Source organism: Isoptericola hypogeus, from assembly GCF_039531145.1.
GTDB lineage: Bacteria > Actinomycetota > Actinomycetes > Actinomycetales > Cellulomonadaceae > Isoptericola > Isoptericola hypogeus.
In genome coordinates, this window is sequence record NZ_BAAAPM010000003.1 from 963,629 (window position 1) to 988,011 (window position 24,383).

At 73.0% G+C, this 24,383-nt stretch carries 21 protein-coding genes and 3 tRNA genes; 9 read left to right on the forward strand and 15 right to left on the reverse strand.

Annotated features, from left to right (window positions below):
• Positions 1 to 31 precede the first annotated feature (31 nt).
• Both ABD254_RS06600 and ABD254_RS06605 read right to left on the reverse strand, forming a co-directional pair.
• Positions 32 to 1,813, reverse strand: coding sequence for a mechanosensitive ion channel family protein (locus ABD254_RS06600; protein ID WP_344246819.1), 1,782 nt, complete (start codon positions 1,811 to 1,813; stop codon positions 32 to 34).
• Positions 1,814 to 1,860: 47 nt separating this feature from the next.
• Positions 1,861 to 2,442: an antibiotic biosynthesis monooxygenase gene (locus ABD254_RS06605; RefSeq protein ID WP_344246821.1), complete on the reverse strand. Its 582-nt coding sequence runs from the start codon at positions 2,440 to 2,442 to the stop codon at positions 1,861 to 1,863.
• 232 nt (positions 2,443 to 2,674) lie between these two features.
• On the opposite strand from ABD254_RS06605, the gene ABD254_RS06610 reads away from it, so the two are divergent.
• On the forward strand, positions 2,675 to 4,198 hold the full coding sequence (locus ABD254_RS06610; protein WP_344246823.1) for a M15 family metallopeptidase: 1,524 nt from the start codon (positions 2,675 to 2,677) through the stop codon (positions 4,196 to 4,198).
• A 93-nt stretch (positions 4,199 to 4,291) separates the two neighbouring features.
• On the opposite strand, the gene ABD254_RS06615 is transcribed toward ABD254_RS06610, so the two are convergent.
• Positions 4,292 to 4,636 carry a metallopeptidase family protein gene (locus tag ABD254_RS06615; protein WP_344248514.1) on the reverse strand — a complete coding sequence of 115 codons (345 nt, stop codon included), beginning with the start codon at positions 4,634 to 4,636 and terminating at the stop codon, positions 4,292 to 4,294.
• 100 nt (positions 4,637 to 4,736) lie between these two features.
• Between ABD254_RS06615 and ABD254_RS06620 the strand changes: the two genes are divergently transcribed.
• The 5 genes from ABD254_RS06620 (at position 4,737) to ABD254_RS06640 (ending at position 6,037) form a co-directional block, all read left to right on the forward strand.
• Positions 4,737 to 4,809, forward strand: a tRNA-Glu gene (locus ABD254_RS06620).
• A 137-nt stretch (positions 4,810 to 4,946) separates the two neighbouring features.
• Positions 4,947 to 5,020 (forward strand) — tRNA-Asp (locus tag ABD254_RS06625).
• 50 nt (positions 5,021 to 5,070) lie between these two features.
• A tRNA-Phe gene (locus tag ABD254_RS06630) sits at positions 5,071 to 5,146 on the forward strand.
• Positions 5,147 to 5,306: 160 nt separating this feature from the next.
• On the forward strand, positions 5,307 to 5,726 hold the full coding sequence (locus tag ABD254_RS06635; RefSeq protein ID WP_344246825.1) for a phage holin family protein: 420 nt from the start codon (positions 5,307 to 5,309) through the stop codon (positions 5,724 to 5,726).
• A complete protein-coding gene (locus tag ABD254_RS06640; protein ID WP_344246827.1) occupies positions 5,723 to 6,037 on the forward strand; it encodes a DUF3618 domain-containing protein in 315 nt (104 codons plus the stop codon). Before ABD254_RS06635 ends, ABD254_RS06640 begins: the two co-directional genes overlap by 4 nt.
• A gap of 88 nt (positions 6,038 to 6,125) precedes the next feature.
• Here the strand turns inward: ABD254_RS06640 and ABD254_RS06645 are convergent, their stop codons facing one another.
• Positions 6,126 to 6,332 carry a BldC family transcriptional regulator gene (locus ABD254_RS06645; protein ID WP_344246829.1) on the reverse strand — a complete coding sequence of 69 codons (207 nt, stop codon included), beginning with the start codon at positions 6,330 to 6,332 and terminating at the stop codon, positions 6,126 to 6,128.
• Between the two features lie 405 nt (positions 6,333 to 6,737).
• On the opposite strand from ABD254_RS06645, the gene ABD254_RS06650 reads away from it, so the two are divergent.
• Positions 6,738 to 6,941, forward strand: a complete 204-nt coding sequence (locus ABD254_RS06650; protein ID WP_344246831.1) for a DUF3073 domain-containing protein — start codon at positions 6,738 to 6,740, stop codon at positions 6,939 to 6,941.
• A 90-nt stretch (positions 6,942 to 7,031) separates the two neighbouring features.
• Here the strand turns inward: ABD254_RS06650 and purM are convergent, their stop codons facing one another.
• The 5 genes from purM to ABD254_RS06675 form a co-directional block, all read right to left on the reverse strand.
• The gene (gene purM / locus ABD254_RS06655; protein WP_344246833.1) at positions 7,032 to 8,138 is read right to left on the reverse strand and encodes a phosphoribosylformylglycinamidine cyclo-ligase; all 1,107 of its coding nucleotides are present in this window, start codon (positions 8,136 to 8,138) and stop codon (positions 7,032 to 7,034) included.
• 89 nt (positions 8,139 to 8,227) lie between these two features.
• Positions 8,228 to 9,775, reverse strand: a complete 1,548-nt coding sequence (purF, locus tag ABD254_RS06660) for an amidophosphoribosyltransferase (RefSeq protein WP_344246835.1) — start codon at positions 9,773 to 9,775, stop codon at positions 8,228 to 8,230.
• 61 nt (positions 9,776 to 9,836) lie between these two features.
• Positions 9,837 to 10,271, reverse strand: a complete 435-nt coding sequence (locus ABD254_RS06665) for a hypothetical protein (protein ID WP_344246837.1) — start codon at positions 10,269 to 10,271, stop codon at positions 9,837 to 9,839.
• Positions 10,272 to 10,338: 67 nt separating this feature from the next.
• A complete protein-coding gene (locus ABD254_RS06670) occupies positions 10,339 to 13,143 on the reverse strand; it encodes an ExeM/NucH family extracellular endonuclease (RefSeq protein ID WP_344246839.1) in 2,805 nt (934 codons plus the stop codon).
• 183 nt (positions 13,144 to 13,326) lie between these two features.
• The gene (locus ABD254_RS06675) at positions 13,327 to 13,701 is read right to left on the reverse strand and encodes a sterol carrier family protein (protein ID WP_344246841.1); all 375 of its coding nucleotides are present in this window, start codon (positions 13,699 to 13,701) and stop codon (positions 13,327 to 13,329) included.
• 78 nt (positions 13,702 to 13,779) lie between these two features.
• On the opposite strand from ABD254_RS06675, the gene ABD254_RS06680 reads away from it, so the two are divergent.
• Complete coding sequence (locus tag ABD254_RS06680; RefSeq protein ID WP_344246843.1) at positions 13,780 to 14,610, forward strand: TrmH family RNA methyltransferase; 831 nt, start codon at positions 13,780 to 13,782, stop codon at positions 14,608 to 14,610.
• A 10-nt stretch (positions 14,611 to 14,620) separates the two neighbouring features.
• Here the strand turns inward: ABD254_RS06680 and ABD254_RS06685 are convergent, their stop codons facing one another.
• The 6 genes from ABD254_RS06685 to ABD254_RS06710 all read right to left on the reverse strand — a co-directional run bounded on the left by ABD254_RS06685 (position 14,621) and on the right by ABD254_RS06710 (position 21,916).
• Positions 14,621 to 15,436 carry an ABC transporter ATP-binding protein gene (locus ABD254_RS06685; RefSeq protein WP_344246845.1) on the reverse strand — a complete coding sequence of 272 codons (816 nt, stop codon included), beginning with the start codon at positions 15,434 to 15,436 and terminating at the stop codon, positions 14,621 to 14,623.
• A complete protein-coding gene (locus ABD254_RS06690) occupies positions 15,433 to 16,353 on the reverse strand; it encodes an ABC transporter ATP-binding protein (protein ID WP_344246847.1) in 921 nt (306 codons plus the stop codon). The genes ABD254_RS06685 and ABD254_RS06690 overlap by 4 nt, the downstream gene beginning before the upstream one ends.
• Positions 16,350 to 17,363, reverse strand: coding sequence for an ABC transporter permease (locus ABD254_RS06695; RefSeq protein ID WP_344246849.1), 1,014 nt, complete (start codon positions 17,361 to 17,363; stop codon positions 16,350 to 16,352). The genes ABD254_RS06690 and ABD254_RS06695 overlap by 4 nt, the downstream gene beginning before the upstream one ends.
• Positions 17,356 to 18,351: an ABC transporter permease gene (locus tag ABD254_RS06700; RefSeq protein WP_344246851.1), complete on the reverse strand. Its 996-nt coding sequence runs from the start codon at positions 18,349 to 18,351 to the stop codon at positions 17,356 to 17,358. The genes ABD254_RS06695 and ABD254_RS06700 overlap by 8 nt, the downstream gene beginning before the upstream one ends.
• A 74-nt stretch (positions 18,352 to 18,425) precedes the next feature.
• The gene (locus ABD254_RS06705) at positions 18,426 to 20,186 is read right to left on the reverse strand and encodes an ABC transporter substrate-binding protein (protein WP_344246853.1); all 1,761 of its coding nucleotides are present in this window, start codon (positions 20,184 to 20,186) and stop codon (positions 18,426 to 18,428) included.
• Positions 20,187 to 20,428: 242 nt separating this feature from the next.
• Positions 20,429 to 21,916 carry an RNB domain-containing ribonuclease gene (locus ABD254_RS06710; protein WP_344246855.1) on the reverse strand — a complete coding sequence of 496 codons (1,488 nt, stop codon included), beginning with the start codon at positions 21,914 to 21,916 and terminating at the stop codon, positions 20,429 to 20,431.
• A gap of 125 nt (positions 21,917 to 22,041) precedes the next feature.
• On the opposite strand from ABD254_RS06710, the gene ABD254_RS06715 reads away from it, so the two are divergent.
• A complete protein-coding gene (locus tag ABD254_RS06715) occupies positions 22,042 to 24,273 on the forward strand; it encodes an NADP-dependent isocitrate dehydrogenase (RefSeq protein ID WP_344246857.1) in 2,232 nt (743 codons plus the stop codon).
• Positions 24,274 to 24,383: the final 110 nt, after the last annotated feature.

The window sequence follows — 24,383 nt, forward strand, 5'->3', positions numbered from 1 at the left end:
GCGCGTGTCGGCCGCGTCGCGACGAGCGACGCTACGACCCGTCGCCGCCGTCGCTCCCGTGCCCTCCGTCGCCGCGACCGTGACCGCCGTCGCCGTGGGTGGGCCCTCCCTCACCGGAGTCCGGCGCCAGCCGCTCGCGCTTCCGCGCTCCGCCGGACGACGCCTCCGCGGCCTCGTCGTCGGTGTCGGCGTCGTCGGTGTCGGCGCCGTCGGTGTCGGCGGTGTCGTCCTCGTCGAGATCCCCCAGCTGGAGCAGCGCCGTCTGCTCGCGCTCCTCGATGACGTCCTTGCCCGGGCCGTGGAAGTGCTTGGAGCGCGCCTCCGCCTCCGCGCTGCCGCTGAAGAGGGCCGACCGCTCGGCCGTGCTGCCCTGCTCGTCCCCCGCGGTGTCGACCGCCGGAAGGAGCATCGTCGCGTCGGGACCGTCGGCGTCCCCGCGGTCCCTCGACGGCGTGTCGGGCCCCTCGACGGCGCCGAGCACGACCGTGCGGTCCCGCCCGCGCCCGGGGCGTGGCGGCGCCGGGCGGACGCTCGAGCGCACGGGCGACGGCAGGTCGCGGTGCAGCACCGGAGACCGCGTCGGCACGACCGCCGGCGCACCCCGACCCGGCTTGGCGCCGCCCCTGCCCGCCTTGGTGCCCTCGGTGCTGCCCCCGGGCGCCTTCGTGCCCTGGGCCTCGGCCCGCTCCGGCTCCGGGGCGCCGTCGTCGACCGGGGGGCCGCCGAGCGCGCCCGGCCGCTCCGGCGCCGAGCCCTCGAAGCGGGTGCGCGGCAGCGCGCCCGGGACCTCGCGCTGCAACCACTCGACGAGACCCTCGCGCACATAGCAGCGCAGGTCCCACAGCGTCGGGGCGTCGGCCGCGCTCACGAGCGCCCGCACCCGCACGGTCCCGCCTACGGCGTCGGTCACCTGGAGCACGCCCGTGCGCCGGTCCCACAGCGCCGAGGCGTCCAGCAACCGGTCGAGCTCCGTGCGCATCGCGCCCATCGGCACCTGGAAGTCGAGGTCGATCTCCACCGTGCCGAGCAGGTCGGCCGCGCGTCGGGTCCAGTTCTCGAACGGGGTGGTCGTGAAGTAGGTGCAGGGCAGGATCAGCCGCCGGTCGTCCCACGCGTGCACGACGACGTAGGTGAGCGTGATCTCCTCGATCCGGCCGAACTCGCCGTTCAGGACGACGACGTCGTCCACGCGGATCGCGTCGGTGAAGGCGATCTGCATGCCGGCGAACGTGTTCGCCAGCGACGACTGCGCCGCGACGCCGAGCACGATCGAGAGCAGGCCGGCCGAGGCCAGGATGCTCGCTCCCGCGGTCTGCATCGTCGGGAACGTGAGCAGCACGGCCGCGATCGCGCAGACCACCAGGACCGCGACCGTGACCCGGCGGACCAGGTTGACCTGCGTGCGGACCCGCCGTGCGTGCCTGTCGTCCACCCGGTCGCCGCTGAACCGCGCGAGCGTGCGGTCCTCCACGACGAACGCCACCGACCCGATGAGCCACGCCACCGAGATGATCGTCGCGATCAGCAGGCCGTGGCTCACGGCGTCGAACCACGGCTCCTGCTGGTCGGCGGTGAAGTGCATCGCGATCCAGAACGCGACGACCATGAGCACGACCCGCATGGGCCGCCGCATCCGCACGCCCATGTCCCGCACCAGCGGGTTGCGGCGCCCGAGGCGTCGGATGAGGACCGACGCCACGGTGGCGACGACGTACGCGACCACCAGCGCACCGACCGCCCAGGCGAGGGTGACGGCGAGGCTGGCGGTGGCCTCGGCGGTGTCCCCGAGGTCGGAGTCGGCGAGCGGCAGCATGCCCCCAGCCTAGGAACGTCCGGCTGGGCGGGCCCTGTGAACGTCCGTCACGCCCGCCGGGACGTGGCGTGCAACCAGCCGGACAGGCGGCCCGTGACCCACGGGAGCACCCAGAACGACATGACCGGCGTCAGCACGAGCGTCGACGCGAGCACCCGCAGCACGACATCCAGCTCCTCGAACGGCGGGGCGAGCCAGCCGACGAGCGCCGTGAACGCGAGGTTGACCGGGAAGAACCCGAGCCAGATCGCGACCGACTGCTTCCAGCGCGGCGGGGCGGGCAGCAGCGGCGGTCCGGTGGGCTCGTCCTGGCGCACCGGCGGCTCGAACCATCCCTCGATGCCGGTGCGCCGCTCCACGCGACGCTCCTCGACGAGGCCCTCGCCGTCGGCGAGCCACCGGAGTCGCTGGTCGGATCGCTCCCAGGCCTCCAGCCGCGCGGCGTCGGCGAAGCGGTAGAGCATGATCCAGTCGCCCGCCCCCTCCGCCGCGCGGATCCACCCGGACCCGAGGAAGCCGTCCCAGCGGTTCGCCAGCCGCACGCCGGCCTGCACCCACGCGGTCACCTCGGGAACGCGGTCCGGGCTGACGGCGCGGTGGATCGCCACGGTGACGGGTGCGGAGCTCATCCGAGCAGTGTTGGGGACGCCCTGCGCCGGGCGGGCCGCCGCACGGCCGTGCGGGACGCCGCGTCCCAGCATCCGGATGCACCGAGGCGTCGTCCCGTGATGTCCGGGCCTTCACATCTCGTGCGCGCGGTCCGCACGGGATTCGTGCCCCTTGCTCTCGGGAACGGTCGGGAGCACCCCCGCGGCCCGCCCACGATGGAATGAGCTTCCGACACCCCGAGGACCCCCGACCTTGACTCAGCACGACGATCTGACCTCCCCTGACCACGACCCCGCGGCTCCGGCCGGTACCCCGCACGGCGCCGCCGACCACGACGGCACCGACCGCGGCGAGCTGCGCGACGCGCGCCCCGCGTCCACGCCGCTCCCGCGCCGCCGGGACGTCCACCGCCCGGACGCCGGGCCTCGTCGTACCTCCGCGACGGCGGGTCGCGCGCGCCGCGGTCTTCGCGGACGCCGCGCCGGCGTGCCCGTCGCACTCACCGTGATGGCCCTGTCCACCGGGCTGGCCACGGGTGTGAGCGCCGCCGCCGGCAGCTCTTCGGGCGACGCGTCCGCGGCGCCCGTCCCCACGGACACGCCGACCACCGCCGAGGGCGCGTCGTTCGTGCAGTCGCAGGTGTCGACGCCGGATGCCGCGGTGAGCGACGCGCAGGCAGTGCTCGAGCGCGCCACGTCGGTGGCGAACGACTCGGCTGCCCTCTCGGACGAGCAGCGCGAGAAGATCGCCAAGCGGGCGGAACGGCTGCGCGGGCTCGTCGCCGACCAGTCGACCGACCAGACCGCCGCACAGGCGACCGCGCAGGCGTCGTCGGGGTCCGCGTCGGCCGCGTCGACGATCACGACCGCGGCGTCGCGCTCCGCCGACCGGGAGTCCCTGGACGAGCGGAAGGCGTCCGCCGCCGCCCAGGGCGCGACCGCCACGACGCCGCAGGAGGAGTCCGCGGAGGAGGCCCCGGCCGACGCCACTGCGACCGGTGACAATGCCGCGAACACGGCCGCCGCGGAGGGCACGGCCGTCGACGCGGTGGCCGTCGCCGACGAGGTGGCGGTCGGTGACGCCATCGTGCACACGACGCTCCTGGCCGACCAGGACGGCGCGCTCGCCGCGGCCGACGCCGCGACCGGGTCCGGCGCGGGCGCCGGGGCGGTCGCCGCCGCGCCGGCGTCGGGCCAGAAGCTGGCCGAGGCCACGAAGTCGCTGACGAACCTGCTCGACCGGTCCCAGCAGGCCACGGTGGAGATCGAGCCTGCCCCCGACGTCCCCGACACCCCCGCCGAGATCATGCGCGCCCAGGTACGGGCGGCCCGTAGCGCCGCGTCGGCCCTCGCGAAGTACGCCGACGACACGGAGGGCTACGAGAACGGCCGGTTGTCCACGGGCGACCTGAACGAGTTGTCGTTCGCCGCCGGCGAGCAGCTTCGCAAGGACGCGGCAGAGCAGCTCGAGCGGCTCGACGCCGCGTACCGCGCTCAGTTCGGCACGCACCTGGAGATCAACGACACCTACCGGTCGTACGAGTCACAGGTCGCGGTCAAGGCGTCGAAGGGCTACCTCGCCGCCGTCCCTGGGTACTCGAACCACGGGTGGGGTGTCGCCGTCGATCTTGGCGGAGGGGTAGACATCTTCGGCACCGCGCAGTACGAGTGGCTGCGCGAGAACGCCCCGAAGTTCGGATGGGACAACCCCGGCTGGGCGCGCGCCGACGGGCGCAAGCCCGAGGCGTGGCACTGGGAGTACTCCCCGCTGACCTGAGGCGCTGCCGTCCCGGGCGCCCGCCCGGACGAGAGCCCGCCGACCCGTCGTGGTCGGCGGGCTCTCGTGCGTCCTGGGCCGCCCGGCCCGCGGTCAAGCCCAGCCGAGCTCGTGCAGGCGTTCGTCGTCGATCCCGAAGTGGTGCGCGATCTCGTGCACCACGGTGATCGCGACCTCCTCGACGACGTCGTCGCGGTCGTCGCAGATGGCGAGCGTCGGGTTGCGGAAGACGGTGATCCGGTCGGGGAGCGACCCGGCGGCCCAGTGCAGGTCACGCTCCGTCAGGGGGACTCCCTCGTAGAGCCCGAGCAGCTCGGGGTCGTCGGCCGGCGCGTCGTCCTCCACGAGCACGACGACGTTGTCCATCATCGCGGCCAGCTCTGGAGGCACCTGGTCCAGGCCGTCGCGGACGGCGTCCTCGAAGTCGGCGCGTGTCATCTCCACCACGGGCCCATCCTCGCGCACGGGCAGGACGGTCCCGGCCACGGGTCGACGGCGCCCGCCCGCCCGGCGGGATCGGTATGCTTGCGCACGTCCAGCCCCCATCGTCTAGCGGCCTAGGACCCCGCCCTTTCACGGCGGTAGCACGGGTTCGAATCCCGTTGGGGGTACGTCCGCGGGCCGTCAGGCTCGCGAATCTGGGGTGTTCTCCCTGGTCAGGACCCGATTTCAGGATCCCGCCAGGCATGGGGTACGCTTCTTCTCGGCTCGAAACGAGCCCCTCGGCAGGGAGAACACCCCCCGCCTTGGCCCTGTAGCGCAGTTGGTTAGCGCGCCGCCCTGTCACGGCGGAGGTCGCGGGTTCAAGTCCCGTCAGGGTCGCGCATGAAGCGCCCGGTTCGTCGGCAACGGCGCCCGGGCGTTCGTGTCATGGCTCTGTAGCTCAGTTGGTAGAGCGTTCGACTGAAAATCGAAAGGTCACCGGATCGACGCCGGTCGGAGCCACCACCGGAACCCCCGGGCCCTCGCGGCCCGGGGGTTCCGTCGTTCCCAGGCCGCCGCGCGACCCGCCCCGATGCCCCGCGATCCCGCCTGGAATTGCCTGGACCAGCAGGTACGGGTTGAGTGGGATCGCACAGACCATCGGAACAGGGGATCGGAGCAGCCGATGACGGACTGGGACGACGGGCGGACACCACCGCCTGCCGAGCAGCCGCCCACCATGGGCAGGCTCATGGAGCAGCTCTCGGAGCAGGCGACCCGGCTCGTGCGCGCGGAGATCGCGCTCGCGAAGGCGGAGCTCACCGACAAGGCGAAGCGGTCAGGGATCGCCATCGGGCTGATCAGCGTCGCGGTCGTCATCGTCCTGTACGCCGTGGGCGTGCTCATCTGGGCCGGGATCCTCGGCCTCGACGTCGTGTGGCCGCTCTGGCTCTCGGCCCTCGTCGTCGGCGTCTTCCTGGTCCTCGTCGCCGGGCTGGCGGTGTGGGTCGCCGTGTCGCAGCTCAAGCGCGTCGCCCGACGCCCCGAGACGGTCGACCGGGTCAAGGACGACGTCGAGACGATCAAGAAGGGGATGAAGCGGTGAGCGAGCCCACGACCGGGGACGCCACTCCCCCTCCCACCAAGCACGAGCTGGAGGCCGAGGTCGCGCGCAGCCGCGCGGAGCTCGGGGACACCCTCGACCAGCTCGTCACGCGGCTCTCGCCGTCCTACCAGGCATCCCAGCTCGCACGGTCGACCAAGCAGGCGGCCGCCGACGTCGGGTCGTTCGTCACGGGGGGCGGCCTCCCGGACGCCGAGCCGCGGCGGAGCCGGAACGCCAAGATCCTCCTGGGCGCCGTGGCCGCCGGTCTCGCCCTCGCCACGTTCGTCGTCGTCCGGGCCGTGAGGCGCTGAGGGCCGTTCGACCGCACCCGGTGCCGCGGTGGCACGCTGCGCACCCGCCGGATGCCGGTCGGCCGGCGGCGGGCCGCCGGCCGGCAGGTCACTTGTCCGGGGTCGCCTCTTCGGAGGCGGCACCGAGCAGCGCGCGCACCTCGGACTCCTTGTAGCGCCGGTGCCCACCGAGGGTGCGGATCGACGAGAGCTTTCCGGCCTTGGCCCACCGAGTCACCGTCTTGGGGTCGACACGGAAGAGGCTGGCCACCTCGGCCGGCGTCAGCAGAACCTCGGACTCACCGTGGAGCGACATCCCCTGCACCTCCTGGCGCGCGGCCGTCCCGGGCGGCGCCCGAATGGTCCCACGGCCTCGCCCATCCATTGTGTGCAGAAAGTGGGATTGAGGCGACTTGAGGACCGGATGAATCCTGACGGATCTCAGATCCCCGGACGAGCCGGACGTACCGGTCTCACCGACGACCGGCGGCCGCCCGGCGGCCCCCTTCCAGCCGCCGGCCGGAGGCTCGCCATCGTGATCCAGGACACGTTCCGCGTCCGAGAAGGCAGTTCGGACCGTGCGGAACCCCACTCCCCCCGCTCCGGAGTGGAGGGAATGGCGCGCGAGCATGTACCGTTGGGATCTGAACAGACTACTTACGCACGGGGCCGCCGTCTGGGACGTCGCCAGCCCCGCTCCTACGTTGAGGGGGTCTCAGCCATGGGCCGCGGCCGTCAGAAGGCAAAGCAGACTAAGGTCGCTCGCGAGCTGAAGTACTACAGCCCCGAGACGAACTACCACGCGCTCGAGCAAGAGCTCAAGGGCAGCGAGGGTGGTCGCACCGACGTCGCCACGGAGGACCGCTACTCCTCCGACGGGGACGAGTACGACAATCGTTACAACTCGTGGGACGACGAGCGCTGACGCGCTCCCTCTGATCTCCGACGCGTTGGGCCGGACGGCATGCCGTCCGGCCCTTCGCGCGTCCCGGCCCGCGTCAGGCGGGCCACGGGATCACCGGTAGTCGCCGGCCAGTCGCACGGCGCCGCCCTGCACGCCCTTGGTGCCCGACACCAGGTCCTCCTGGGCGGCGGCGGGGTCCAGGTCCTCGACGTGACCGAGCACCCACGCCGGCACACCCCGTGCGGCGAGCGTCGCCAGGGCGGAGTCCACGCCGTCGGCCGCGACGACCGCGACCATCCCGACGCCGAGGTTGAGCGTGTTCTCCAGGTCGCGCCACGGCACGCCGCCGAGCTCCTGCACCGTCCGGAACACCGGCGGCAGCTCCCACGAGCCGCGGTCCACCGTCGCGACCGTCCCCGCGGGCAGCACCCGGGCCAGGTTCGACGCGAGCCCCCCGCCCGTGACGTGCGTGACCGCGTGCACCTGCGCGCCGTCGTCGGCCGCCAGCGCGAGCACGTCCCGGGCGTACACCCGGGTGGGCTCCAGCAGCTCCTCGCCGAGGGTGCGGCCGAACTCGTCGACGTGCCGGTCGAGGGACCAGCCGGCGTGCTTCACGACGGCCCGCACCAGCGAGTAGCCGTTGGAGTGCAGCCCGCTGGACCCCATCGCGACGAGCACGTCGCCCGCGCGCACACGCTCCGGACCGAGCACCGCGTCCGCCTCGACGATCCCCGTGGCGGCGCCCGCCACGTCGTACTCGTGCGGCTCGAGCAGGCCCGGGTGCTCGGCGGTCTCGCCGCCGACCAGCGCCGTCCCGGCGACCTCGCACGCCTCGGCGATGCCGCGGACGATGTCCGCGACCCGCTCCGGCACGACCTTGCCCGTGGCGATGTAGTCGGTCATGAACAGCGGCTCGGCACCGACCACGACGATGTCGTCCACGACCATGCCCACGAGGTCGAAGCCGATCGTGTCGTGCTTGTCGAGCGCCTGGGCGATCGCGACCTTCGTCCCCACGCCGTCGGTCGACGTGGCCAGCAGCGGCCGCCGGTAGTGCCGCACCGCCGACAGGTCGAACAGGCCGGCGAACCCGCCGACGCCGCCCAGCACGGCCGGTCCGTGGGTGCGCCGCACCGCGTCCTTCATGAGCTCGACGGCCTTGTCACCGGCCTCGGTGTCGACACCGGCCGCCGCGTAGGTCAGGGGTTCGTTCGTCACGTGATGCTCCTCGGCCGGTGGTTGAGCTTGTCGAAACCACCATCGGTCGTCGGCCGGTGGTGTCGACGGGCTCGACCACCGGGATCTGGTCAGGGGTGGTCGAGCGCCGTGGACCCGCCGGCACCGACGGCGACCTGCCTGAGGCCGTCCTCCGGGGCCCCCAGGGGCAGCTCCGCCTGCTCGAGCAGGTGCTTGCCGAGCTGGTCCGCGGTGGGCAGCTCGATCGGGTACTTGCCGGTGAAGCAGGCGGCGCAGAGCTGCGAGGCCGGCTGCTCCGTCGCGGCGATCATCCCGTCGGTCGAGATGTAACCGAGCGAGTCCGCCCCGAGCGACTGGCCGATCTCGTCCGCCGTGAGCCCGTTGGCGATCAGCTCCGCGCGGGAGGCGAAGTCGATGCCGTAGAAGCAGGGCCACTTCACGGGCGGGGAGGAGATGCGCACGTGCACCTCGGCGGCCCCTGCCTCGCGCAGCATGCGGATCAGCGCCCGCTGGGTGTTCCCGCGCACGATCGAGTCGTCCACGACGACGAGCCGCTTGCCGCGGATGACCTCCCGCAGCGGGTTCAGCTTGAGCCGGATGCCGAGCTGGCGCAGCGTGTCGGACGGCTGGATGAACGTGCGCCCGACGTACGCGTTCTTCGTCAGCCCCTGCCCGAACGGGATTCCCGACTCCGCGGCGTAGCCCACCGCGGCGGGCGTGCCGGACTCCGGCGTCGGGATGACCAGGTCGGCGTCGACGGGGTGCTCCCGGGCGAGTGTGCGGCCCATCTCGACGCGCGAGGCGTGCACGGAGCGGCCGTTGATCGTGTTGTCGGGGCGGGCCAGGTAGACGTACTCGAAGACGCAGCCGGCCCGCTCCGGCTCGGCGAACCGCTCCGACCGCAGGCCGTCGGCGTCGATCGTGATGAGCTCGCCGGGCTCGACCTCGCGCACGTACGACGCGCCGACGATGTCGAGGGCCGGCGTCTCGGACGCGACCACCCAGCCGCGCTGCAGGCGCCCGAGGACGAGCGGGCGCACGCCCTGCGGGTCGCGGGCCGCGTACAGGGTGCCCTCGTCCATGAAGACCAGGGAGAAGGCGCCCCGCAGCCGCGGGAGCACCTCGAGCGCCGTCTGCGCGAGCGTGTGGTCCTGGTCGCCCGCGAGGAGCGCGGTGATGAGCGCCGTGTCCGTGGTGTTGCCGCGCGCGAGCTCGCCGCGCCGCTGCGCGCCGTAGCGCTCGGCCACGAGGTTCACGAGCTCCGCGGAGTTGGTGAGGTTGCCGTTGTGCCCGAGGGCGACCGTGCCGCCCGCCGTCGCGCCGAGCGTGGGCTGGGCGTTCTCCCAGGTGACGCCGCCGGTCGTGGAGTAGCGGCAGTGCCCGACGGCGAGGTGGCCGGTCAGGGCGTCCAGGGCGGTCTCGTCGAAGACCTGGGACACGAGGCCCATGTCCTTGTAGACGAGGATCTGCTCGCCGTTGCTCGTGGCGATGCCGGCGGACTCCTGCCCGCGGTGCTGCAGGGCGTAGAGGCCGAAGTAGGCGAGCTTCGCGACCTCCTCGCCCGGGGCCCAGACACCGAAGACGCCGCAGGCGTCCTGGGGGCCCTTCTCGCCGGGCATGAGGTCATGGGTCAGGCGGCCGTCAGGGCGCAAGGGCATGGTCCGAGTATCCCACAGGAGCCCGGTCGACCGACCTGCGCCGACGTGCCGCGGCGAGGTGTCAGCGGCGACGCAGGCTGCGCCGGTCCGCGACGACCGCGAGGAGCCCCGCGACGCCGAGGCCGAGCGCCGTCGTCGCGAGCACGACGACCGTGACGTACACGCCCGGCTTCATCAGGCTCTCCGCCGAGCCGGTGACGTCGATGAGCCACGTGGCGAAGACGAGCCCGGCGACGATCCCGACGAGCGCCCCCACCCAGAGGAAGACCGGGTACTTGGGCGCCCGGCGCACCCGGTCCGGGTCGACGAGCAGCGTCAGGTCCTGCGGCTCGTCCGCGGTGGCGCTCCCGGTGCCGTCCTCGGTGGCGTCCCGGGGACGATCCGGGGCCGACGCGTTCTCGGCGGCGGCCGGCTTCGCGGGCACGTCGGGAGCCGGCTCCGCGGGCACGGCGCCGTCCGGCGTCGCGGCGGGCTGGTCGGGGGTCGAGCTGGTCACCCCACGAGCCTAAGCCACCGCCCGGCACCGCCCGGTCGCGCGCCGGGGGCGGGTGAGCACGGTCACCTCAGGCCGCGCCGAGGTCCTTCCACGGACCCCACCGCGTCGCGCCCGGTTCGACGTGCCGGGAGTACCACCGTGCCTCCCACAGGTGTGCGTCGTGCACGACGACGTCGCCGCGCCGGTACACCCAGGAGTCCGTCCAGGCGGCGCGGACCCCGTCCGCCGTCGCCACGGGCGCGCCCACCTCCGCCCAGGGCCCGTACCACCGGGCCCCCGGCTCGTGGCCGCGGGACCACCACAGCGCCTCGAACAGCGCGCCGTCCGACACCACACGGTCGCCCCTCGTGTACGTGGCCCGCGCGGTCCAGGCGGGCGCCGCCGGCACGAGGTCGAGCCCCACGAGCAGCGGGTCGTGGTCGGACGACCGGAACGGCGTCGTGTCGTACAGGTTCGTCGCGTTGTAGTTGTGCCGGCTGTACTCGTTCGCGACCGGCTCGACGGCGTTGATGTTCCAGATGTCGACGCCGCTCACCAGGCCCGCGGCGGCCGGTGACGCGAGGACGTGGTCGAGCGAGCCGACCATGCCCTCGAACAGGTAGGTGTGCTCCCCCGTGGTGGGGCCCAGGTCGGTGTAGCCCGCGTCCGTGAGGACCTTGATCGGGTCCTCCTGCTCGTACGCGTTGAAGTCCCCGACGATCAGCACGGAGTCGGTGCCGGCGTCGGCGGACACCTCGCCGGCGAAGGCCGCGAGCGCCGTCGCCTGCCGCACCCGCGACTCGTTGGACGCCCCCTGGCCGTCGCCCGTGTCCGCGTCCCCCGGCCACGGGCCGGCAGTCCCCTTGGACTTGAAGTGGTTGGTGATCACGACGACGTCGTCCCCGGTGTCGGCGTCGATGCCGCCCGCGGGCTGGAACGTCTGGGCGAGGGGTTCGCGCGCGTTGCCGAACGCGACCTCGTCGTCGAGGATCACGGACCCCCCGACGGTCTCGGCCCGCGCCGTGCGGTAGACGAACGCGTTGCGGATGACGTCCTCCTCGGCCGGCACCGCACCCGGCGAGGCCACGTACGCCCAGGTGCCCGCGCCGTCGTGCGCGTCGAGCGCGGCGGTGAGGTCGGCAAGGGCCTGGTCCCTGGCCTTGTCGAACGCCGCGGAGTTCTCGATCTCCTCGAGCGCCACGACGTCGGCCCCGAGCGCGCTGATCGCGGCGACGATCTTGGCCTGCTGCCGCTCGAGGTTCTCGGCGTCGGCCGCGCCTCGGGCGTCGCAGCCGCCCCGCACCGTGACGGGCGCGCCGTCGCGGTCGGTGTAGTAGGCGCAGCCGTCGAGCTGGTCACCCGTGGTGGTGAAGTAGTTGAGCACGTTGAAGGTGCCCACCCGCAGGGTGCCGCCGACGTCGTCGGGCGCGGCCTCACGGGTGTTCTCGAACGTCGCCGGCTGCACCTCGTCGGCGACGTCGGGCGTCAGCGGGGCGAGCGGCTGAAGGCCCCAGGACCCGAACCGGAAGTCGACCACCACCGGCGTCGTGAAGGTGACAGCCGCGCCGACCCGAAGGGGGGCGCCGCCGGTCAGCCACGGCACCGGGGAGTCCTGGTTGGCCGCCGCGAGGTAGTTCGTCGACGCCCCGTCGTCGAGCCGCACCGCCCGGGCGGCGTTGTCGGCGGCCTGGGCCTCGGCCTGCACGGAGCCCGGCCGGCCGACGGAGGTGGGCTGCGTGAGCGGGACGTCGCCGGCCGCGAGGCCGACGGTGCCGAACTGGTGAGTGTCGTAGTTGTCCGTGACCGTGAACCCGCCCTGCGGCGCGAGCAGCATGCCCTCCAAGGCCTCTCGCTCCGCGTCCGTCGCGGGCCAGGCGGTGCCCGTCGGTTTCACCTGCGCCGCGGGCTCGTCGAGCGTCGTCCAGCGGGCGGTGAAGACCTCGGTGAGGCCCTGGGACTCCGTCACCCTGCCGGTGACCTCGACGTGGCTGCCCACGCGCGGGGCACCGGACGCGGCTCCGAGGCGGACGAAGACGCCGTCGGACGCGCCTGGGGTGGCGTCGGCGGCCGGGCCCCCGCCCGTGCCCGCGGTCTGCAGGTGGAAGCCGTCGAGACCGCCCGTCGGATAGGCGGCGGTCACGACGCCGCGCGTCGTGACCGCGCGCCCGGCCAGCGGGGACGCGGCGCCCGTGCCCTGGATCTCCGCGACGCTCGCGGGCACGGCCGGGTCGGGGCCAGGATCGGTGCCGCTCGCCGCCGGGGTCGGCGGACCGGTCACGAAGTCGGCGGCGTTGTCGGCCGTGTGCGCGTGGGCGACCCGAGCGACCGATGTCGCGTTGGTCGTGGCGGGCGCGGGGCCGCCCCCGGCATACACGGTCGTCGTCGAGCCCCAGCCGACGAGGTCGACGACGTCGGACGCGAACGAGCACGAGGCGGGCGTCGAGCAGCTGAGCAGGGAGGTCGAAGAGACGAGGGCGACCTTGGCGCCGGTCCCGGAGATCGCGACGGTGCCGGTGACGTCCGGCGTCGGAAGCGCAGGCAGCGACGTGTTCGCGCCCGTCGCCTGCGCGACCAGGAACGACCCACCCGCGGGGATCACGCCCGAGAGGATCGTCCTCGCCAACCAGGTGCCGGTGGCCGAGCCGTACTGCACCGACCAGCCGTCGAGGACGATCGACTGGTTCGTCCGGTTGTGCAGCTCGATGAAGTCCTGGTTGAACGCGCCGCCGCTGTTGCCGCCGCCCCCGTAGACCTCGTCGATGATCACGGCGGCGTCGGGCGAGACGGCGGCCGCCGCAGGGCCGGCCAGGGCGGACGTGAGGGGGACGACGAGCGCGACCGCGACGGCGGCCGCGAGCGGTCCTCGACGTGGGGCGGGACGGCTGCTGCTCACGGAGGCTCCTTCGCGCGGGGCGCACTGGTGGAGTGCTGCGAGGCCCGCCCGGGCAGGACCGTGCGAACCATGGTCGAACCCCAGGTCACGGGCCGACACCGTCCGTGCTCCCGGCGGGCATGCCGGATACCGCCGAACGTAGCTGGACGCACCGACGCTCGCACGGAGCCGCCGGGGTGAATCTCAACGACGCTCGCGCGCCGCCTGCAGCGGGAGCAGCCCCGAGAGGTCCGACCGCTCCCCCGACGCGCGCACGCGCCCGGCGGACACCGCTTCGGACCACGGGAGCCTGCCGGTGGCGAGCCCGAGCCACGTCTCGACGTCGGTCTCCACGACGTTGGGGGGCGTGCCCCGTGTGTGCCGCGGCCCGGCGACCGCCTGCACGGCCCCCGCCGGCGGCACCCGCACCTCGACGGCGTTCCCGGGCGCGATGTCGGCCAGCTCCTCGAGCGTGAACCGCACCGCCGCGGTCACGTCCGCGCGGGCGGCGTCGCCGCGCAGCCAGGCGGCAACCGCCGCGCGGCCCGCCGCCGGCTCCGTCCGTCGTCGTGCAGGCATGGCGGCACCATAGGGCATCCTGTTCGGAGCCGGCGGTGTGCCGGCGCGTCCAGCGCGACGAAAGGCATCGGAGGCTCCGTGGCGACCCGCCAGATCACCACCCGCAACGCCCGGTTCCAGCAGCTCCAGACCCTGCTCACCAACCGGACCAAGCGGGGCCGGGCCGGGGAGTTCCTGGTCCAGGGCGTGCGGCCGATCTCCCTGGCCGTCGAGCACGGCTGGACGGTCCGTGAGCTCCTGTTCGACGCCGAGGCGCGGCTCTCCGACTGGGCACAGGGGCTGCTGCGGTCCACCCGGGCGGACCTGGTGGCCATGTCGCCCCAGCTGCTGGCCGAGCTGTCCGAGAAGGCGGACGGGACGGTCGAGCTGCTCGCGGTGGTCGAGATGCCTGCCGACGACCTCGCGCGCGTCCGCGTGGACGGGTCGTTCCTCGGCGTGGTGTTCGACCGGCCCACACAGCCCGGGAACATCGGCGCCATCGCCCGCTCCGCCGACGCCTTCGGCGCCGGCGCGCTCATCACCACCGGCCATGCGGCGGACGCGTACGACCCGAAGTCCGTGCGCGCCTCGACGGGATCGCTCTTCGCCGTGCCCGTGGTGCGCGCCCCCTCGCACCGCGAGGTGATGACCTGGGTGGCGGACCGCCGCGCCCAGGGGCAGCCGCTCGTGGTCGTCGCCACCGACGAGCACGGCGACGTCGACGCCGCGGACCTCGACCTCACCCGCCCGTCGCTCCTGCTGACGGGCAACGAGACGGCGGGCCTCTCCCGGGCGTGGCTGGAGGCGGCCGACGTCACGATCCGCATCCCCATGGCGGGCTCCGCCAGCTCGCTCAACGCCTCGAACGCGGCGGCGATCGTGCTGTACGAGGCCCACCGGCAGCGGGTCGCGGCCGCGCGGAGGCCCTGAGCGAACCCGGCTACGCGCCGGCGAGCTCGGCCCGCACCTCCTCCCGCAGGTGCCCGTGCCGGGACGGCTCGGGGGCGGCGGCGAGCAGCGTCCGCGTGTACTCGTGCTGCGGGTCGAGGATGACCTGGTCGGACGGTCCTCGCTCCACGATGTCCCCGCGGTACATGACGATGATCTCGTCGCTGAAGTGCCGGGCGGTGGCGAGGTCGTGGGTGATGTACAGGACGCCGAGGTCCTCCTCGCGCTGCAGCCGGGCGAGCAGGTTGAGCACGCCCAGCCGGATGGAGACGTCGAGCATCGAGACGGGTTCGTCGGCGACGAGGAACCGGGCCCCCGGGGCCAGGGCCCGCGCGATGGCCACCCGCTGCCGCTGCCCGCCGGACATCTCGTGCGGCCGCTTGGCCGCGTACGTCTCGGGAGGCGTGAGGTTCACGCGCTCGAGCAGCCCGTGGACGGCCGGCGTCAGCGCGTCGCCCCGAGCCACCCCGTGGATCTTCAGGGGCCGCTCCAGGTGGTGCGCCACCGAGTGGTACGGGTTGAGAGAGGCGAACGGGTCCTGGAAGACCATCTGCACGTGGTGGCGGTACTCGGCCGCAGCCCGTCCGCGGCGGCCGATGGGTTCGCCGTCGAGCAGGATCTCGCCGCGGGTCGGCGTCTCGAGCTGCGCGATCATGCGCGCCACGGTGGACTTGCCGGACCCGGACTCGCCGACGACCGCGATCGTCTTGCCCGGCTCCAGCGTGAACGACACGTCGTTCACCGCGCGGAGCTTCCCCCGCCTGAGCCGAAAGTCCTTGACCAGGTGGCGGACCTCGAGGGTGCTCACGACTCTTCCCCTTCCTCGGTCGCGGGGCCGCCGCCGCGCACGAACGCGCCGCGCTCCCCCGTCAGGCTCGGGAACGACGCCAGGAGCGTGCGCGTGTACGGGTGCTGGGCGCGCGCGTAGACGGACTCGGCGGTGTCAATCTCGACGATCTCGCCGTCCCGCATGACGGCGATGCGGTCGCTGATCTCCAGGAGCATCGGCAGGTCGTGCGTGATGAACACGACGGCGAAGCCGAACTGCTCGCGGAGCTTCATGATCTCCCGCAGGATGCCGCGCTGGACGACGACGTCGAGCGCGGTCGTCGGCTCGTCCATGATCATGACCTGCGGGTTCAGCGCGAGCGCCATGGCGATCATGACGCGCTGACGCATGCCGCCGGAGAGCTCGTGGGCGAAGCTGTCGAGCCGGACCGGGTCGACCCCGACGAGCTCGAGCAGCTCGGCGGAGCGCGCGCCCCGAGCGGCCCTCGACATCTGCGGCCGGTGGGTGGTCATCACGTCCTGCAGCTGGTCGCGCACGCTGATCACGGGGTTGAGGGAGTTCATCGCCCCCTGGAAGACCATCGACACCTTGTCCCAGCGGAACGCGCGCAGCGCGTCTCCCCGCAGGCCCACGACGTCGACGTCCGCGCCGTCCGCGTCGTGGAACGTCACCTCGCCGGAGCGCAGGATCGCCGGCGGCTTGAGCAACCGGTTGAGGCCGTAGGCGAGGGTGGTCTTGCCGCACCCGGACTCGCCGGCCAGCCCGAGGATCTCGCCGCGGTGCAGCGTCAGCGACGCTCCCTTGACCGCGTGCACGGGCGGGTCGACCTCGTACGTGATCGAGATGTCGCTCGCCGTGAGCACGGGGTCCTGGCCCGCGAGGTACGCGGCGTGCGTGGGCGACGTCAGAGGACCCGCCGTCGTGGTCGCCGTCATACGTCGACCCTCTCCTTCTGGTCGGCCGCGCCGTCCCGCGGCTCCTCCGCCGACCGGCTGGTCGACGGTTCCCCCGCTGCCGTGCTCGGCGCGGGCTCGTGGTCGCGGGCGGCGCCCAGCTTGTCCCGGCCCGACCGCCGCGCCTTGCGCACGCGCTTGGCCGCGGCCGGCGCGAGGCGCAGCTTCGGGTTCACGACCTCGTCGATCGCGAAGTTGACCAGGGACAGCCCGCACCCGAAGAGCGCGATCATCAGGCCCGGGGGGACGAACCACCACCAGGCGCCACGGGTCAGCGCGCCGCCGCCCTGCGCGTCGTTGAGCATCGTGCCCCAGGTGATGGAGCCGTTCGGCCCCAGTCCCAGGTAGGACAGGCCCGCCTCGCCGAGGATGGCGATGAGGATGGCGAACAGGAACTGCGCCGCCAGCAGCGGCAGCAGGTTGGGCAGCACCTCCACGAGGATCACGCGCGGCGCCCTCTCGCCGGCCACCTGCGCCGCCGCGACGTAGTCGCGCACCCGCAGCGAGCGCGCCTGCGACCGCAGCACGACGGCGGGCCCGGCGAACGCGGTGACGCCGAGGATCAGCGCGACGACCCACAGGCTGCGCACCTCGAGGTAGCTCGCGATGACGATCATCAGCGGCAGCCCGGGGATCACGAGCATGATGCCGGTGACCAGCGACAGGACCTCGTCGGTCCACCCGCGCAGGTAGCCGGCGACGACGCCGAACACCAGGGCGAGCACGATGGCGACGAGCCCGGCGGTCACCCCCACGATCAGCGAGCCGCGCGCGCCCTCGGCGAGCTGGGCCAGGACGTCGTACCCCAGGGACGTGGTGCCGAGCAGGTGGTCCGGGCCCGGCGGCAGCATGGCCGGGTTGTCGGAGTCGCGCGGGTCCTGCGTGAGCAGGGGGGCGATCAGTGCGAACAGGACGATCGCGCCGAGGAAGACGACCCCGGTGATCAGCTTGCCCGACCAGGTCAGCGCGGAGCGCGTGCGTCGATCAGCCATTGTTGCTCCGCGTCCTCGGGTCGATGAAGCCGTAGATCAGGTCCATGATGAAGAGCGCCGCGAGCACGGCGACGGTGATCACCAGGAACACCCCCTGCATCAAGGCGTAGTCGTTGTTGCGCACCGCCTGGATCATGAGCTTGCCCACCCCGGGGTAGGTGAAGACCTGCTCCATGACCAGGGAGCCCGCCACGACGAACCCGAGCGAGACGCCGAACCCCGCCAGGGAGGGCATGGCGGCGTTGCGCGTCGCGTAGGTCATGAAGATGCGCCGCGGGCGCAGCCCCTTGGCCTCGGCGGTGGTGATGTAGTCCTCCGACAGCGTGGCGACCATCATGTTGCGCATCCCGAGCAACCAGCCGCCGACCGACGAGATGACGATCGTCAGCGCCGGCAGGAACGCGTGGTAGAGCACCGACCCCACGAAGGCCCAGCTCCACTCGGGGCCGTTGAACTCGAAGACGTCGTACGCCCCGATGATGGGGAACCAGCCCAGGGTCACGCTGAACACGAAGATCAGCAGCAGCGCGACCCAGAAGTACGGGAGCGACTGCATCATGGTGGTGCTCGGGATCAGGCTGTCCACCCACGTGCCGCGCTTCCAGCCGGCGAAGGCGCCCAGGCCGATGCCGAGCACGAAGGAGATGACCGTCGCCGTCCCGACCAGTCCGATCGTCCACGGCAGCGCACCGGCGATCAGCTCCGTGACGGGCGTGGGGAACTGCGTGACCGAGACCCCGAGGTCGCCCCGGACCAGGTTGCCCCAGTAGTGGACGTACTGCTCCCAGAGCGTCTGGTCCTCCACGGCCCCGAGGAGGAGCCGGATGCTGTTCTCGACGGACGGCGTGACCCCACCGCTGCGCTGCAGCTTGGCCAGCAGGATCGTGAACGGGTCACCCGGCAGCATGCGCGGGATGAGGAAGTTCAGCGAGATGGCCGCCCACAGCGTGATCGCGTAGAACGCGAGTCGTCGCAGGTAGAACGTCATGGGTGTGCGCCACCCTTCGGCGTCGAGAGCATTCGGCTCCTCCTCGAGTCGGTCGTGCGGGTCCGGCTACCGGCTCACTGGCCGGTGCCGCCGACCTTGCCCAGGACGAGCCCGGACGACGGGTTCTCCCAGGCCGGCGGGAAGGCGTACGGGTTCTCCTCGGTGGGCCAGCCCGCGTAGTCCTTCGTGTTGTAGAAGGTCTGGGTGGCGTTCACGACCAGCGGGATGAACGGCACGTCCTCGACCAGGTGCTCCTGGACGACGGCGTAGGCCTCCTTCTTGACGGCCTCGTCGTTCGTCTGGCCGGCCTTCGCGACCGCCTCGTTGACCTCCGGGTCGTCGTACCGGGAGAAGTTCCACTCGCCCGACCCGAGCTGGGTGCCGACGTCCTGGGTGAAGTCGCCGGTGAACCAGTCGCGGTAGATCTGGTACGGGTCGGCGATCGAGGTGCCGACGACGCCGCCGACGAGCAGCTCGAACTTGCCGGAGAAGCGCTGGTCGCCGTACTCGGCCTCGGAGATCGTCGTGGCGACGACCTTGAGCCCGGCCTCGCGAGCCTGCTCCTCGATCAGCTTCGCCGCGTTGTTGTAGTCGGTCCAGCCGTCCGGCGAGGCCAGCGTGAGCTCGATCGCCGCGCCGTCCTTGCCGTAGAAGCCGTCGGCGTCCTTGGTGTAGCCGGCGTCCTCGAGAACCGACGCGGCCGCGGCCGCGTCGGCGGTCTGCGCCGCCTCGGCGGGCATCCCCTCGGCGATCCACTTGTCGTCGCGACCGAGCAGCGCATACGTGGGCGAGACCGTCTCGGCGAGGCCGACGAACGCCTTCTCGTCGATCGCGCCGCGGTCGACGGCGAGGTTGAGCGCCTGGCGGACGGCGACGTCGGTCTGCTCGCCCTCGCAGCCACGGTCGGCGTTGGCGCAGGTGTACAGCACGGTCGGGTCCTTGGGCGTGTTCCAGTACCCGTAGACGCCGGAGGACGTGATGCGGTCGGGCTGGGGCACGAACATCGTGGCCCAGTCGATCTGGCCGGTGGTCAGCAGGTCCTCCGCCGACTGGTTCGAGTCGATCCCGATGTACCGCAGCGAGGCGACCTTCGGCTCGCCGCCCCAGTAGGTCGGGTTGGCCTTGGCCGTGTACGCGGCGTCGGAGGTGGTGTCGACCATGTACGGGCCGGTGCCCACCGGGGCCTCGGCGTTGGGCCACGCGACGAGGCCGCTCAGCGCGTTGCCGTCCACGTCCTCGCCCTTGTCCTTCTCGTGCTCGGCGAACACGTGCTCGGGCACGATGAGGGTGCTGCCGAGGATGGCGAACTCGTTCGTGAACTGCGGGTCGTCGAACGAGAAGACGACCGTGGCGTCGTCGGAGGCCACGGCGTCCTCGAGGTACGGCGGCTTGGCCGTGTCGTTGGTGAAGGAGTACACGACGTCGTCCGCCGTGAACGGCTCGCCGTCGTTCCACTGCACGCCCTCGCGCAGCGTGACGGTGAGCTCGGTGCCGTCGGCGTTCCACTCCGACTCGAGCCCGAGCATCGGGGTCGGCGGCTCGTCCGCGATCTTGTTGTAGACGAAGAGCGGCTCGTAGATGCCCCCGTTGGCCAGGTGCAGCACGGACGCGGGGTTGTACGGGTTGAAGTTGGCCGTGATCGGCGTCTGGGAGCCGGCCCAGATCACCAGCTCGCGTTCGGTGGCGGCGCCCTCGGCGCTCGCGGAGCTCCCGCCGCCATCCTCGGGGCCCTCGTTCCCCTCGCTCGCACCCGAGCACCCTGCGGCCAGGAGCGTCACGCTCGTCAGCGCGGCGGCGGCGGTGAGCCATCGGCCGCGGATCTTCCCTCGGATCATCGTTGGTCCTTCCAGTCGGCGGCGCGTCCTCACGCCGCGGCGGTACCTCGTCGAGCCGTAGGGAAGGAAACCTAACGAATACCTCCAGGGCTGCCGCTAGACCTTGAATCGTTATAAGGCAGGACTGTTACCAAACTGTCATCTCGCGCTGCGGCACAGGTCGCCCGCGCGGCCGGCCGGCCGCGTCCGTGGGCGCGGCGACGCGCCGCGGGCGGGAGCCGGGGTGGGCGGGGACCCTGGGGTCAGTCCACCGTGAACAGCACGCGGCGGTCGGGCACGGACACCTCGGCCAGCGTCGCCCGGACGCGCTCCCCCAACGGCAGCTCGGCGCCCTGCACCCGGGCCCGCACGGCCGGCTCGCGCAGCATGACCTCGCCGCGTCGCTCGGCGCCCTCGTCGCCGTCCCGCACGTCGACGACGACGCCGTCGAACGACTCGCCCTCGCGGCCGGCGAGCAGCGCGGCCTCGACGACGTCGACGCACCCGCGCTCGAACGTGCCGGCACGGCGGCCGGCCTCCGTCATCGTGGCGGGCAGTCCCGGCAGCGCGTCCGTCACCCACCCGGGCACGTCGTGTCCGGCCGTGTGCGCGAGGCAGACCTCGGCGGCGTACCGGTCGGCCAGGCGCCGCAGGGGCGCCGTGACGTGGGCGTACTCGGCGGCGATCGCGGCGTGCCGGGCGTCGGCCGGCAGGGCCACCGGCGCCCCGCCGTCGGGCGCAGGGACCCCGAACGCCAGGTACCCCGCCCCGCGGAACAGCGAGGTCGCCTCCGCGAGGAAGGCGGCGTGCGCGGGCCGCCGCGACTCGAGCATGGGGATCAGCCGGGCGTAGGGGACGTCGTCGGGCCAGCTGATACCGAGCGCGGCCGCCGTGCGGCGCAGCCGGGCGACGTCGCGCTCGTCGGCCTGCGGCAGCACCCGCAGGAGGCCGACGCCGGCCTCCCGCATCATCGCCGCCGCCGCGATCCCCGTGAGCAGGGAGATCTGCGCGTTCCAGCCCTCGACGGGCAGCGTGCGGCGCAGCTCCAGCGTGAACGACCCGTCGGCCCGCGGCAGGATCTCCTGCTCGGGCACCTCCAGCGACACCCCGCCGCGGTCCCGCTCCCGCTCCTGCCGGAGGCGCCCGACGTCGGCGAGCAGGGTCAGGGGCTCGGGCGCCGTCCCGGCGTCGAGCGCTCCCTGCACCTCCCCGTAGGTGAGCCTCGCCCGCGAGCGCACCAGCGCACGGGCCACCGAGGCGCTCGTGATCTCGCCGTCCCCGTCGAGCCCGATGGTCCACAGGACGGCGGGCCGGTCCTCGTCGGGCAGCAGGCTCGCCGCGCCCTCGGAGAGCACCGGCGGGTGCAGCGGGGTCCGGGTGTCGGGGCCGTAGACCGTGGTGCCGCGACGGTGCGCCTCGGCGTCGAGCTCCCCACCGGGCCGGACGAAGGCCGCGACGTCGGCGATCGCGTACCGCACGATGTACCCGCGCCCCGACGACGTGACGTGCACGGCCTGGTCCAGGTCCATCGAGCCGGGCGGGTCGATGGTCACGAGGTCGATGTCGCGGCGGTCCTGCCGCGCCCGCTCCCGCTCCTCGTCCGTCCCGCCCGACTCGGCGGCCTCCTCGGCCTCGGCGCGCGCAGCGGTGGGGAACATCGCCGGCAGGCCGGCCTCGGCGCGGAGCGCCGCGAGGGCGTCCGCGACGTCGTCGGACGGGGTGAGCGCGAGGTGGAGCTGACGCGACGGCACGCGTCGACCGTAGTTCGCCGCGGCCCGCGCCGCCCGCCGGGCTTTTCGACACACCCGCGGGGGGCCAGATATCTTGATGTCAAACAATCTCCAGCTTTCCACTCTCGCCCAGGGAGCACCGCCGCATGACCACCGAGTCCCGGCCCGAGGCCGCCACGATCATCTACACCCACACCGACGAGGCGCCGCTGCTCGCGACGTACTCGTTCCTCCCGATCGTCGAGGCGTACGCCGCCAAGGCCGGGGTCGCCGTCACCACGCGCGACATCTCCCTCGCCGGGCGCATCCTCGCCCAGTTCCCGGAGCGGCTCACCGACGACCAGCGCATCGGCGACGCGCTCGCCGAGCTCGGCAAGCTGGCGACGACGCCCCAGGCCAACATCATCAAGCTGCCGAACATCTCGGCGTCCGCGCCCCAGCTCAAGGCCGCCGTCGCCGAGCTGCAGGCCGCCGGCTACGCGATCCCCGACTACCCGGAGGACCCGCAGACCGACGAGGAGAAGGACGTCCGCGCCCGGTACGACAAGGTCAAGGGCTCCGCGGTCAACCCGGTGCTGCGCGAGGGCAACTCCGACCGCCGCGCCCCGGCGTCGGTGAAGAACTACGCCAAGGCGCACCCGCACCGCATGGGCGCGTGGTCGGCCGACTCGAGGACGAACGTCGCCACCATGGGTCACGACGACTTCTTCTCCAACGAGAAGTCGGTCGTCCTGCCCGCCGACGACACCCTCACGATCCGCCTCGTCACCCCCGCGGGCACCACCGTGCTCAAGGACGGGCTCAAGGTCCTGGCGGGCGAGGTCGTCGACGCGACGTTCATGTCCGTCGCCGCGCTGAACACGTTCCTCGCCGAGCAGGTGCAGCGTGCCAAGGCCGAGGGCGTGCTGTTCTCCGCGCACCTCAAGGCCACGATGATGAAGGTCTCCGACCCGATCATCTTCGGCCACGTGGTCAAGGCGTTCTTCCCCGCGCTGTTCGCGCAGTACGGCGACCAGCTCAAGGCCGCGGGCGTCTCCGCCAACGACGGCCTCGGCGGGCTGCTCGCCGCCGTCGACCGACTGCCCGACGGCGCCGCGATCCGGGCGGCCGTCGAGCAGGGTCTCGCGGACGGCCCGGCGCTCGCCATGGTCGACTCCGACAAGGGCATCACGAACCTGCACGTGCCGTCCGACGTCATCATCGACGCCTCCATGCCGGCCATGATCCGCGGCGGCGGCCACATGTGGGGCCCGGACGGCAAGGAGCACGACACCCTCGCCGTCATCCCCGACTCGTCGTACGCGGGCGTCTACCAGACCGTCGTGGACGACTGCCGCGCGAACGGCGCCCTCGACCCCGCCACGATGGGCTCGGTGCCGAACGTCGGCCTCATGGCCAAGAAGGCCGAGGAGTACGGCTCGCACGACAAGACGTTCGAGATCCCCGCCGACGGCACGGTCGAGGTCGTGAACGCGGCCGGCGAGGTGCTGATCCGCCACGACGTGCAGGCCGGCGACATCTGGCGCGCCTGCCAGACGCAGGACGTCGCGATCCGTGACTGGGTCAAGCTCGCCGTCACCCGTGCCCGCGCCACCGGCTCCCCCGCGGTGTTCTGGCTCGACGCGCAGCGCGCCCACGACGCCCAGCTCATCGCCAAGGTCGAGGAGTACCTCGGCGACCACGAGACCGAGGGCCTCGACCTCCACGTCATGGCGCCGGCCGAGGCGACGGCGTTCTCGCTCGCGCGGATCCGCCAGGGCCTCGACACGATCTCGGTGACGGGCAACGTGCTGCGCGACTACAACACGGACCTGTTCCCGATCCTCGAGCTCGGCACCTCGGCCAAGATGCTGTCGGTCGTGCCGCTGATGAACGGTGGCGGCCTGTTCGAGACCGGCGCCGGCGGCTCCGCCCCGAAGCACGTGCAGCAGCTCCTCGCGGAGAACTACCTGCGCTGGGACTCCCTCGGCGAGTTCTTCGCGCTGGCCGCGTCGTTCGAGCACCTGGCCGGCGCCACGGGCAACGCGCGGGCGCAGGTCCTCGCGGACACGCTCGACCGCGCCACCGGCACGTTCCTCGACCGGGACAAGTCGCCGACCCGCCGCGTGGGCGGCATCGACAACCGCGGGTCGCACTTCTACCTCGCGTCCTACTGGGCGCAGGAGCTCGCCGCGCAGTCCGACGACGCCGAGCTGGCCGCCGCGTTCGGCCCGCTGGCGGCGGCGCTCGCCGAGCAGGAGGAGACGATCGTGGCCGAGCTCGTCGGCGTGCAGGGCTCGCCCGCGGACGTCGGCGGCTACTACCGCCCCGACCCGGTCAAGGCCGCCGCGGTGATGCGCCCGTCCGCGACGTTCAACGCCGCTCTCGCCTCCCTGTAGCGACGAGGTAGCGCGAGCCGCACGACGACGTCCCTCCGCCCGGCCCGGGTGGAGGGACGTCGTCGTCTGGGCGGGTCCTCTTCGAGAACGTCGTCTCGGACGTCTCGCGG